We start from the raw sequence: 12,030 nt of genomic DNA on the forward strand, positions 1-12,030 counted from the left end.
AATAAGTGGTTCTATGCCCAAAAAACATCATCTTCGTTTGGCCAAAAATGGAAATAAAGTTCACTTTTAGTCCGCAAGTCACCAAGACACGGCTCGTTATACGATATAGTGCCGAAAAACACCGTTCTTGAGTGAATCACAATATTTGGTAGTTATGTATAGAAATAGTTTATGTGCATAAAATGATTTTGTTTCTGGAATATTAATTTTTATCTTTATCTCTATGAACGAAAGAATTTTGAACATTAAAGAAAAGGAAGAATTTCACAACAGTTTTTCAGACTTATTAGATCAAATTAATGTTAAGCTGGATGAATGGGAAATCCTTCTTCCAAAATACAAACAGCTGATGGATTACTACGGTAGTCAGCAATGGCGCGAAGATTACGAAAGTAGTGAGAAAAATGAGTTTCCCCAAGATTTAGCTTGCGGTATTTTGGCGGAGGACACATTGTACAACTTGTTTGGAGCACAGAGAGAATTAGCGTTAAGGATGCTGAAAGCGGCAACCAGTGCTTTGGAAAATTAATGGTTTCAAAGTTTTTATTTTTAAGTAAGATATTGGATGTAGTGTTTTTCCAATGATACGCATACCTATTTTCGGAGCTGAAGTATAATATGGGAGAAGATTTCCTTGATAAATTTTTTAAGCCGCCCGCTTCAAGATACATGCTCAGAACCTTCAGAATTTCTTTCAATTTTTCAACTCTGACCTTTACAAACTTCGCACTGAACCTGACCAACAAAAACTGTAAAATACCACATCGAATAACAGTGTATTGGCAAAACCTAACGAAATGGTTCGACAAAGTCAAATGCAGGGTTACATATAAAATAGAAAAAGTGGAAATAGTTTTCCGCCGCTGCTTTTGCCTCTGTCTCGTTTAATTTTTTAAAAAGAATCGGCGAACGTTCAGTTTCATATTGTTTTTTTCTTTAATTTTAACAATCTGAAACCTAACGAAGTGGTTCGGCGAAGTTAAAAAGTTATCTGAACTTGAACATTTGTTCAAAGTAAGCTCGCAATTGCCTTCGGCGAATCTTCGATTTCGCCACACGAGCGCAGCTAACTGTACGAAGTAAATACCTTTTCCGTTGTGTGCAATAGAACAGAAACCCCTAATGTCAAGTTTTGTCAAAGAAAAAAAAAATTTCCATTTTTCAACCATTTGATTTTAAAAATCAATTTGTTGACTTTACTAAAAATCAAGAAGTATGGAGAGAAAGTATAAACAACTTTTTCATTCACGCTCTGAACGACAAAACAATAAATCTGAAACTGCCATTACCACCGCATAAAAAAACAGTGAATGATTTTTTCATTGTTACCGATGGTTTTGCCAAAAGACAAGTCGGTATCAATTCGTATGAAATTCACAAAAACGAATTAGTAATTGTACCGCAACTACAAGTTTCTACTACGGACTTTTATTCGGAAAATATTAATGGTTTTTATTGTCATTTCTCTGATGATTTTCTTGCTGACAATTCAATTTTGCTGAATTGGCAACTAAGTGATAAATTAAATAAAATAACAATAGACAAAGACAGAACAGAGCGAATCTGTCAATTACTCAAAATCATCAACAATCTGTATAGAAATAATTGGAACCAAAACAAGAGGCTAATTGTCCAATACTTACGAACTGTTATTACAGAAATAAGCTTTCAAAAAACAGAAATCAATTCCGAAAAAATTAGCAGAAAACGAGACATAACATCAGATTACATCAAATTGATTACTGCCAATTTGGATAAAGGGTATACCATTAGTGAATTAGCAGAAATATTACATATTACTCCAAATCATCTGAATAAAACCATAAAAAATCACTTGGGTAAATCAGCTCAAACGGTCTATAATGAAATTCTCATACAAGAAGCTAAAGTACTTCTTTTACAAACTTCAAAAGACGTAGGTGAAATTGCATTTGATTTAGGTTTCAATGATATCTCCTATTTTGGTAAGTTTTTTAAAAAACGATCTGAACAAACTCCATTAGAGTATCGAAAAATGATTGAAAAATACCAATAATTGATTTGTTATTGCATTAAAGTCCTAGGTTGGAGATTTAATTTTGCACAAAACAATTTTAAATTATGTATTATTTCAACAAAGTACTTTTAGGAACAACTTTATTTATGTCTGTTTTTTCAGCCAAAGCACAGGATAATGTGCCTCCTGTGCCAAAAAATCCGCCTATTTTTATGGAAACTTTTGCAGGCGACCGTGCATTGGCTTATCAGATGATTATCAATAAAAAATTGCAAAGTGTACCTAAACTTGGCTTTTTTGGTGTTACCAATATCCAACCCGAATGGGGAGAACCAAAAATGAACGATTATATGGTTCAGGGGAATCTGACATACAGTATAGTTAGAGGAATTGACTTGTCAAGCGGTTTTATTTGGAATCCTATTGATGGAATCCGTCCATCGGCAGGAGCTATTTTCTCTTATGGTAATCAAGAATTATTAGCAGTAGTAAATCCAAGAGTTGATCTATCAAAAAATGCAAATTTTGACGCGCTTGCTTTAATAGAATATAAACCAAAACTAACCGAAAAATTAAATATCTATACAAGATTACAAGGATTATATACCCATAATCTAGGATATGACTTTCATACAAGAAGTTATATAATGCTTCGTGCTGGGTTAACTTATAAAGATATTACTTTCGGGGCCGCGGCCAATTTTGATTGGTATGGACCTTTGAAAACCAATAAAAATAATTTCGGAGGATTTGTTGCTGTAAACCTTTTTTAAGAAAAATACGGCACACAACATCGTATTGGCAAAACCTAACGAAGTAGTTCTACGAAGTCAAATGCGGGGTTATATAAATAGAAAGATTCGAAAAATTTATCCGCCGCTGCTTTTGCCTTTTTCTTGTTTAACTTTTTAAAGGAATCGGCGAACTTTCAGTTTCATAATGGGTTCTTTCTTTTCTTAATCTAGATAATCTGAAACCTAACGAAGTGGTTCGGCGAAGTTAAAAAGTTATCTGAACTTGAACATTTGTTCAAATTAAGCCAGCAATTGCCTTCGGCGAATCTTCGATTTCGCCACACTAGCGCAGGGAACTGTACGAAGTAAATACTTTTTCCGTTGTGTGCAATAGTACAGAAACCCCTAATGTCAAGTTTTGTCAAAGAAAAAAAACATTTCCATTTTTCAACCATTTGATTTTAAAAATCAGTTTGTTTATTTTACTTTAAATCGTTAATTTAAGATATGCGTATAAAAAGTCAATATATCTCCACATTAAAATGGAAAAATAAATTATATTCATAATTAACATGTAAATGATATTTTTATCAACTTCTAAGCTATACGGATGATGTTGATTTAAATCAGAAATTAGAAGAATGGGAAAATTTTTATAACTTCAATAGACCTCATGGATCTTTTAAAGGAAAAACTCCTTACGAAATATTAAAATCTAAACTAAAATAATTAAATTTAAAGTCTACGAAGTGATGAAGTACGACAAGTATGACAATAGTATTGAGAAAATGATATTATAAGTCACTATATTCCCAATAAAAATGTTGGCACCGCGGTGAAAAATTAGAATCCACTCCCTATCTTCTGGAAATCAGAGAAAAAAATTTAAGTCAAAGTCAAAATCTAATTATAAATCCAAAAAAGAACGGGTTTTTTAGATTTTTGAAGCATTGGGTCTAACGTTTTTAAGGCGTTATTTGATATCGTTGGACAACCCCAACCTTCCGGGGAACCTTTTGGGTAAACTTCTGCATCGCTCATCAAATTCCAAGAATGGAAGACAATAAAACGCGGCAAGGCATTCGAATTGGTTTCTTCTAAACCGTGCATGAGATATTTGACACCAATTCCCCACTCGCTTGTTCCCCGAGCTCCTAATTTATATTTTCCCAAAGACGAAAGATGACTTCCATCTACATTAGAAAAAGTGGGATTTTCTTTGGTATCGTCTGAACTCCATGAGGCAGAGCCACATCCATGACCGACTAAAAATTGATGGGAAATTTCTTGCTTTGCAAAATCCCAAATGAAAAAGCGATTGACTCCCGAATGCAAGCTCATATCCACCAAAATACAGAATTCAGCATTGTATTTCTTGGCCTCTACAAATTTTAATGCTTCGTCGGCTTTTGACTTCAACTTTTCAAGATTAACCTTCGGCTTTTCCAAAATCGCTTCCACTTCATGTAAAGAAGAAGAGTTTTGAGTCAAATTCGGCTCTTTCTGACATTGAATTAAAGTAAAAACGATTAGGAAGAGAAAGTTTCTCATTTTTTATAATGTTGAAAAATTCCGAAATCGGTTGGTGTCCAAAGTGCTGCTTTTTGTCCAGCCGCCTTCAGACCATCATTCGCCCACGTATTGCATGTATTAAGAAAACTGTAGCTACTTTTCGCATCATAAAACGCATCATCATTTCCATAAACCGCATTGGTCGGAATCAAAATCACTTTTCCAGCAGAATCACGATCAAATTTATCTTGAATAAACTTCACCAATCGTTTGTATTGAGCATCAGTAACAGAAATTTTGACGCAATCTTCGCCTTCTTTCATTTGATTGTAAAATGTGCAATGCATCGCCGATTCGCTCATCCAAAACGCTGCTTTTACGGCTGTTGAAAATTTTAAATCAGCCCAAGTTGGTGTATCCAAATAAAAACCTTTGTCTCCCCAACCTACAGAAAGATAGTTGAAATCCGTACGCTTTGATTTGGTGTTTTCGAAAGGGATTTCTTGACGCCAATCGTAAATATCATTCACCACCGGAACAACTAAATCCGTATGAACTCCATTCGTTAGAATATAAATATCGACTGTCTTGGGATCGTTCGTTTTCTCTGCAGAAACAGGAATATACGGTAGTAAATAGCCGAAAAGCGCGTAAACAAGAACAATTCCAAGAAGTATTCCTACGGCTTTTAGTATGTTTTTTAAAATTTTCTTCACGTGATTTTTTTTCAAATATAAGTTTTCGTTTAGAATAATTCAATGATTATCGAGCTATATTAATAAATTACTACAAAATCAAATTCAATTTGGAAGAAACAAAAATTTTACTTAGATTTAGTTACACCAAAAAACAAAATGATATGCACAAGAAAAGTAAATCTCAAAAAAGACTAAAAAACCGAGTGAAATTTCCGCCAAAAAGAGTTCAGAAAAAACGCTAAAACTTCTTTTTCCTTTCATTTTCATATCGCTTATTTCGTGTAAGCAAACTTTTCGACTCTCCATTTTTCTCCTTACCTACTAAGCGAGCTCAATCATTTCCCCCTTTTTTCAAATCGTTTTCTAAGAACTTCATATTTCGCATCAAGCCTGCATACTTCGTTCTTTTTACGGGAGATTTTCTAAATATTTCTGAAAATAATTCCTGTGTAATATCCTTCCAATCTTCTTTTTTATATGTTTTCAAAAAGGAATTCGGAGCAAATTTCGGTTGCTTATGTGGCGTTGAAAATCGGTTCCACGGACAAACATCCTGACAGATATCGCAGCCAAACATCCAATCTTCCATTTTATCTTCAAAATAACTTGGAATACTGTCTTTCAACTCAATCGTCGCATACGAAATGCATTTACTTCCATCGATAATTTTATCCGAAACAATAGCCTCTGTAGGACACGCGTCTATGCATTTTCGACATGTTCCGCAATGATCGGTTGTAGGATGATCGGCAATTAAATCCAAATCGCAAATAATCTCCGCTAAAAAGAAAAACGATCCTTTTTGTTTGGAAATAATATTCGCATTCTTCCCCATCCAGCCGATTCCCGATTTTTTTGCCCAAGCACGCTCTAAAACGGGAGCTGAATCAACGAAAATTCGAAATCCAAATTCGCCGATTTCGTCTTGCAATTCCGCAACTAAATCACGCAATATAGCTTTAATTACGTCATGATAATCTTCTCCATAGGCATACTTCGAGATTTTAAAATCTTGCGCTAAGGTTTCTTCTGGAAAATAGTTGTACGCTAATGAAATGACCGATTTACTTCCTTCCACAAGCAATCTGGGATCAAGACGTTTATCAAAATAATTCTCCATATAGCCCATCTCGCCATGGAAATTATTCCGTAACCATTTCTCAAAATGAGGCGCTTCCTCTTCCAAAAAATCAGCTTTTGAAATTCCGCACGACGTGAAACCAAACTCAATAGCTTTGGTTTTAATTAATGTACTGTGGATTTCTGCTAAGGAAGACTTCATTTTCGTTTGCAAAACTAACATTATTTTATAAATTTGTTAGTCGGCTTTTCCATGAAAAGTTGTGCTTTTTAAATTTAAAATATCAAAAAACCAGAACATTATGTCATTAGAAGAAGTATTACAATCAGGAAATTATAAATTAATCGACGTTCGTGAGCCACTAGAATTGGATATGGACGGAAATATTCCAGGAGCGGAAAATATTCCTTTGGGACAAGTTGAAGATCGAAAAGAAGAAATTTTGGCTATCGAAGGACCTGTAGTTCTTTTTTGTAGAAGTGGAAACCGAAGCGGAAAAGCATTGGATTTATTAACTGCTGAAGGCTTAAAAGAAGGCTACAACGGTGGCGGATGGGCCGAACTAAAGGAAAAAATTGAGGCTATCTAAAATAAAAAAACTGCTCCCAAAAGGAGCAGTTTTCGTTTTCATTCATATTAACAAAAGATCCGAAGACCTATTCTTTCAATTTTTGTAAATATAGGAAAGTACGCTAAACCAGCAAATTTTTCTTTAAAAATTAACATTCGCCGAGTTCTCAAACTCTTCCAAAAGGTTTTCAAAAACCTTAGAAACAGGCAAAATGTCTTTAATTAGAGCACTTACTTGACCAATTTCTAATTCGCCTTCGGTAAGGTTACCTTCAAACATTCCTTTTTTTGAACGACCTCTTCCTAAAAGAGTTTTCAGTTTCTCGACATCTTTTCCTTCTTGGTAAATCTGTTCAACTTGGTTATAAAATTCATTTTTAACCATACGAACCGGAGCCAATTCTTTCAACGTTAAAAACGTATCACCTTCTTGCAATTGCGTAATTTTCTCCTTCCAATTATCGTGGCTACTAGCTTCTTCCGTCGCCGCGAAACGTGACCCAATCTGAACTCCATCCGCTCCTAAAACCATGGCAGCACGCATTTGCGAACCCAAAGCGATTCCACCAGCGGCGATTAATGGTTTTGAAATATGTTGACGAACATTCGGAATTAAGCAAAACGTTGTCGTTTCATCACGCCCGTTATGTCCACCCGCTTCAAAACCTTCAGCAACAATGGCATCAACACCAGCATCTTCACATTTTATTGCAAATTTGGTAGATGAAACAACGTGAGCAACCTTTCGTCCTTCTTTTTGGAACATTTCCGTGTAGGTTTTTGGATTTCCAGCAGATGTAAAAACAATTTCAACCTTTTCTTCTAAAATAATTTGAATAATTTCCTCCAAATCAGGATACAACATCGGAATATTCACCCCAAAAGGTTTCGTCGTTGCTTGCTTGCATTTTTGGATGTTCTCTCGAAGAATATCCGGATACATACTTCCGGCTCCGATTAGCCCTAATCCGCCGTTATTGGACACTGCAGCGGCCAAACGCCAACCCGAATGCCATATCATTCCGCCTTGGATAATTGGATATTGAATACTAAATAATTGTGAGACCTTGTTTTGGCTTTCTTGAGCTTGTTTCAGCTTCGTAGCTGCTCCGAAATCGATAAAATTACTCATGAAGCTAAAATAAGACTTTTTGAGAAACTTCAAAAATGGTAAAAAAAGAAAAACCTCGAAAAAATCGAGGTTTTTAGTTTATCTTAAATAAAATTAGTTCTTTGCTACGGGAACTTCTTTTTTCAGTAAGCTGTTGAATTCGCAAGTATCGTAACGCTTGTTAATGGAAACAAATATGCTCGGCAATTGCTCTTTCACATATTTTTCTACCATCTCGCCACGTTTCTTATTCAAAGCAAACTCACGGATACGTTCATAATCGGTTGCAATATCCAATTGGTGCGCAGGAATCACATCGTTTATCATCAACATATTCACCGTTTTTCTTTTATTCGCTTCATCTTCATAAACCTCCGTCATATCGCCTTTATTAAGTCCAGCGATTTGATACGCTACCACAGCTGGCAAATTCACTTTTTCAAGCTTATCTTTCCCATCTTGGTTCGTTATAACTCCAGCGTTGAATTTCGTTCCTTTATCGTCAGAAAACTTATAAGCCGCTTCTCTAAACGTCATTTTCTTTTCCTCAATTAACGTTCGGATGCTATCCAATTCTTTTTTTGCAGCGATCATTTCCTCTTTTGTAGGAGTCGAGTTCAACAAAATATGTTTTACATCGTAGTTCTTACCCGATTTTTTAACCAACTGAATTAAGTGGAAACCATAATCGGATTCTACTGGCTCGGACATTTCACCTTCTTGAAGATTTAAAGCAGCTGCTTCAAAAGGTTTTACCATTTGACCTTTCGCTACATTGGTATACAAACCTCCATTCGAAGCCGAACCTGGATCTTCAGAGTAAATTCGTGCCATATTTTCGAAGGTTTCACCGCCTTCAATATCTTTTTTAATCTTCAGTAACTTATCGCGAAGCTCTTGTTTATGCGCTTCGGTAAGTTTAGGATACATCACGATTTGCGCCAAAGAAACCTCATCTTTCACTTCTGGAAGTTGAAATTTATACTGATTGTAAAAATCGGTTACTTCATTTGGCGTCATATCCGCACCCGAAGTGACTCTTTTATATTTTTCTTGTCCGTAATATTGATCAGAATCGTACTTTTCAATCATCGTTTTCATCTCATACGCTGTACGGAAACCGTATGCTTTTAGCATCGCTTTTTCGTCTGGAAACTGAGCTGCAATTTGTTGAAATTTATTATTCGACATTTCACGGATGGCATCCGCACGATTTTCAATTAAGGTATCACGCTTTGCTTCGTAAATCAATAATTTATTATTCAGGAGTCTTCCTAAAAATTCGCATTTATCGTTTACTTGATTTCCTTCTTGTTTTGAAAAATTCATTTGCTCTAGAATATCGGATTCTAAAACGATTTCGTTTCCGATAACCGCTGCAATGCCATCAATCAACTCGCCTGGCTTGGCTTGAGCATGAATTTGTGATGAAAAAACCGTAAAAACAAACAGAACTAGGGCTAAAACCCTCTTACTTTGTAACATTCTTCTAAATTAATTGTGCAAAATTAAACTTCTTACCGAGATTCTTTATATAAAATATTATAATTATTTCTTAAAATTCTTTTCCAATTCCTTTAAGAAACTAGGTTCAACTACGATTTTTGTCTTGGCTTTTTGCTGCGCAATCGTTTGCTGAAGCTCTTCCTCGAAAACTGCATCACGAATCATTTCATCCGCTTCTTCCTTCGTCATCTGCGTTGGTGGAACGATAGAATCTACCGCGACAACAACCGTTTTGTCTCCAATTTTTGTCGTGTTAACTCCTGCAGAAAAAGGCAATTTATTATTCACAAAAATATCGGCATCTTTCACCATTTTTCCTTCTTCAAAATGAACTAAAATTTGATTTTTAGCATTCAATTTGCCATAATATTTTGCTTTTAGCTTTTCCCAATTGGATTTATCTTTAATCTGTTTCTGAATTTCGCTCGCCATAGAATCGTCCAACAAAATCGCAACACGTCCATCTGCGCGCTCATCCCACATGAATTTGCTCTTATTCTTGTTGTAATAATCTGCCAATTTTTGTGGATTTTTATCGATTTGGTTTTTCAAATAATGCGAGAAAACATACTCTGAATACAACATTTTCTTCGCTTCTTTAATTTTTTGTGCATTTTCCGGCTGAAAATCAAAATCCTTGGAATAGGCCGTTAACACAAAATGACGAATCCTTGCATCGTAAAGCTCCTTCCACTCTTGTGGACCCACTTTTTCAATATTCGGAAATTCTTTCAATTCCTTTTGGAATTCCTCTAATTTCAATTGATTTTTACCATAGGTTGCCAAAACGGTATTCGGATTGGTTTGCTTTAAAAACGCTTGATACGACTTGGAAAGTTCCGAATTCACTTTTCCCATTTTGAAAGTCGAAGTCGCCATCATTTGATTAACAAACTGATCTTGAAGCTTCTGCGCATAATTAGAATTTATCATTTCACGCAAGAAAAATTCTTTTCTATCCGCATCCAACTGATATGGAAACATTTGATATACATTAAAAATGTAATATTTATCTTCTATCAAAATCGGTTGTGGAATATATTGACCCGACTTTAGCTTTTTAAATTCGGCATAAACTTCATCTGGCAACGTTGGCGAACCCATAACTACGCCACCGTTTTTCTTTTCTTGATCGGTGCTTCCAAATTCTGCGGCTACCGCTTCAAACTTCTTACCTTCCTTTAACGCTTGATAAATTTTGGTTTTTGTTTGTTCTGCATCTGCATTATTTGGATACGAAACCGTTCCAAATATCACATAGCCCAAACTTGGTCGGGTGTCAATTAACTTTGCAAAAGCGGCGTATCCGGAAGTATTCACCAATCGGGAAAAACTGCCGTTGCTTGCTTTTACCAAATCATCGAAAACCCCTTGATCCATAACTCCTGGCTTTACATAAACCGGATTAGGTTCTTGGGTTGTATATTTCTTTATCGCTTCTTCCATCGAGAGTTTTCCCGATTTCACTTCTTGATAAATCTTTTGATAATCATTTACGTCACCGTCCTTCTTTTCAACAATGAAAAATAGCATTTTTCGCTCCAATTGATTCGCTTGAACGTATTCCGTAAGCAACGAATTGGTTAAAGCAGGCGGATAAAAACGTTCTTTACGAAGTTCGCCCATTGTTTGCACCATACGATCTTTGAAAAAAGCAGCCGTATCAGCCTTTTTTTCCGCTGCAAACTGTTGCAACAGCAAAAATTCCTGCGAACTTTTCAAACTCTTTTCAATCCCGTTATTTTTCAATGAATACTCATTATCTCGTGCAAAATCTTTCGCAGAAATGCTGTCTTTTCCCACGATCATGTATTGTGAAAAAGCCATTTGAGTAAGAAGACAAGCTCCTAAGAAATATATTTTTTTCATCGGAATATCGAATTATTCTCCGTTAAGCGAAACTTCGAAAGTCGTTAATTGTTTGAAATTTTCGATTCTTTCCGAAAGTTGATTCAACGTAAGTTCTTCTAAACGTTCTGTACCGAATTTTTCTACGGTAAATGAAGCCATCGCGGAACCAATGATGATTGCTGACTTCATATTTTCGAAACTAAAATCTCCAGTTTTCGCCAAATGCGCTGCAAAACCTCCCGCAAATGTATCTCCGGCTCCTGTTGGATCAAAAACATCCTCTAACGGCAAAGCAGGAATTGCAAATATTTTCCCATCGTGGAATAATAATGCACCATGCTCTCCTTTTTTGATAATTACGTATTTCGGACCCATTTCATGAATCTTCTGAGCCGCTTTCACCAACGAATATTCTTTAGATAATTGTCTTGCTTCTTCGTCATTAATAGTGATAACATCTGTGTGTTGAATCATTTCCATCAACTTATCCCACGCGATATCCATCCAGAAATTCATCGTATCTAAAATCACAAGTTGTGGTCTTTTAGCCATTTTCTGCAAAACAGAAAGCTGAACAGAAGGATCTAGATTTCCTAACAACAAAACTTCCGCTTCTTGAGCATGCGCAGGAACTTTAGGATCAAAATCTGCCAAAACATTAACTTCTGTAGCTAATGTATCACGCGTATTCAAATCATTATGATATCTACCGCTCCAAAAGAAACTTTTTCCGTCTTTAACCACTTCTACACCATCAACATTCACATTGCGAGACGTAAGCATATCAAAATATTCTTGCGGGAAATCACCTCCTACAACAGAAACCAAAGAAACATCAGTTTTCAAAATTGCCGAAGCCAAACCAATATACGTTGCTGCTCCACCTAAAATTTTATCTGTCTTACCAAAAGGTGTTTCAATGGCATCAAAAGCCATAGATCCTACTACTAAAAGTTTCATATTATTGTTAT

Annotated in this window: 11 protein-coding genes and 1 pseudogene; 5 read left to right on the top strand and 7 right to left on the bottom strand. The window is 35.5% G+C overall.

The window, feature by feature from the left end; genetic code table 11:
- Nucleotides 1-223: 223 nt before the first annotated feature.
- From AC5XHR_RS04730 to AC5XHR_RS04745, 4 genes and pseudogenes are all read left to right on the top strand, one after another.
- A complete protein-coding gene (locus tag AC5XHR_RS04730) occupies nucleotides 224-529 on the top strand; it encodes a DUF4298 domain-containing protein (protein ID WP_495949620.1) in 306 nt (101 codons plus the stop codon).
- A gap of 603 nt (nucleotides 530-1,132) precedes the next feature.
- Nucleotides 1,133-2,035, top strand: a complete 903-nt coding sequence (locus tag AC5XHR_RS04735) for a helix-turn-helix domain-containing protein (RefSeq protein WP_495949621.1) — start codon at nucleotides 1,133-1,135, stop codon at nucleotides 2,033-2,035.
- 65 nt (nucleotides 2,036-2,100) lie between these two features.
- Entirely contained in the window at nucleotides 2,101-2,769 is a 669-nt protein-coding gene (locus tag AC5XHR_RS04740; RefSeq protein WP_495949622.1) for a hypothetical protein, read from the top strand.
- Between the two features lie 546 nt (nucleotides 2,770-3,315).
- A pseudogene (locus AC5XHR_RS04745) lies at nucleotides 3,316-3,459 on the top strand (IS481 family transposase); the annotation flags it as partial.
- Between the two features lie 174 nt (nucleotides 3,460-3,633).
- On the opposite strand, the gene AC5XHR_RS04750 reads toward AC5XHR_RS04745, so the two are convergent.
- The 3 genes from AC5XHR_RS04750 to queG all read right to left on the bottom strand — a co-directional run bounded on the left by AC5XHR_RS04750 (nucleotide 3,634) and on the right by queG (nucleotide 6,222).
- Nucleotides 3,634-4,281 carry a murein L,D-transpeptidase catalytic domain-containing protein gene (locus tag AC5XHR_RS04750; protein WP_495949623.1) on the bottom strand — a complete coding sequence of 216 codons (648 nt, stop codon included), beginning with the start codon at nucleotides 4,279-4,281 and terminating at the stop codon, nucleotides 3,634-3,636.
- On the bottom strand, nucleotides 4,278-4,958 hold the full coding sequence (locus AC5XHR_RS04755; RefSeq protein WP_495949624.1) for a TIGR02117 family protein: 681 nt from the start codon (nucleotides 4,956-4,958) through the stop codon (nucleotides 4,278-4,280). Before AC5XHR_RS04755 ends, AC5XHR_RS04750 begins: the two co-directional genes overlap by 4 nt.
- A 313-nt stretch (nucleotides 4,959-5,271) precedes the next feature.
- Complete coding sequence (gene queG, locus AC5XHR_RS04760) at nucleotides 5,272-6,222, bottom strand: tRNA epoxyqueuosine(34) reductase QueG (protein WP_495949625.1); 951 nt, start codon at nucleotides 6,220-6,222, stop codon at nucleotides 5,272-5,274.
- A gap of 100 nt (nucleotides 6,223-6,322) precedes the next feature.
- On the opposite strand from queG, the gene AC5XHR_RS04765 reads away from it, so the two are divergent.
- Nucleotides 6,323-6,610: a rhodanese-like domain-containing protein gene (locus tag AC5XHR_RS04765; RefSeq protein WP_495949626.1), complete on the top strand. Its 288-nt coding sequence runs from the start codon at nucleotides 6,323-6,325 to the stop codon at nucleotides 6,608-6,610.
- Nucleotides 6,611-6,733: 123 nt separating this feature from the next.
- Here AC5XHR_RS04765 and AC5XHR_RS04770 read toward each other — a convergent pair whose 3' ends face one another.
- The 4 genes from AC5XHR_RS04770 to AC5XHR_RS04785 all read right to left on the bottom strand — a co-directional run bounded on the left by AC5XHR_RS04770 (nucleotide 6,734) and on the right by AC5XHR_RS04785 (nucleotide 12,019).
- Nucleotides 6,734-7,723, bottom strand: a complete 990-nt coding sequence (locus AC5XHR_RS04770; RefSeq protein ID WP_495949627.1) for an NAD(P)H-dependent flavin oxidoreductase — start codon at nucleotides 7,721-7,723, stop codon at nucleotides 6,734-6,736.
- A gap of 93 nt (nucleotides 7,724-7,816) precedes the next feature.
- Nucleotides 7,817-9,187 (bottom strand): peptidylprolyl isomerase, encoded by a 1,371-nt coding sequence (locus AC5XHR_RS04775; RefSeq protein WP_495949628.1) that lies wholly within the window; start codon nucleotides 9,185-9,187, stop codon nucleotides 7,817-7,819.
- 63 nt (nucleotides 9,188-9,250) lie between these two features.
- Entirely contained in the window at nucleotides 9,251-11,077 is a 1,827-nt protein-coding gene (locus tag AC5XHR_RS04780) for a peptidylprolyl isomerase (RefSeq protein WP_495949629.1), read from the bottom strand.
- Nucleotides 11,078-11,089: 12 nt separating this feature from the next.
- Nucleotides 11,090-12,019 (bottom strand): PfkB family carbohydrate kinase, encoded by a 930-nt coding sequence (locus tag AC5XHR_RS04785; RefSeq protein WP_495949630.1) that lies wholly within the window; start codon nucleotides 12,017-12,019, stop codon nucleotides 11,090-11,092.
- Between the last annotated feature and the right edge of the window lie 11 nt (nucleotides 12,020-12,030).

Source organism: Kaistella sp. CFF1-2 (assembly GCF_059509915.1).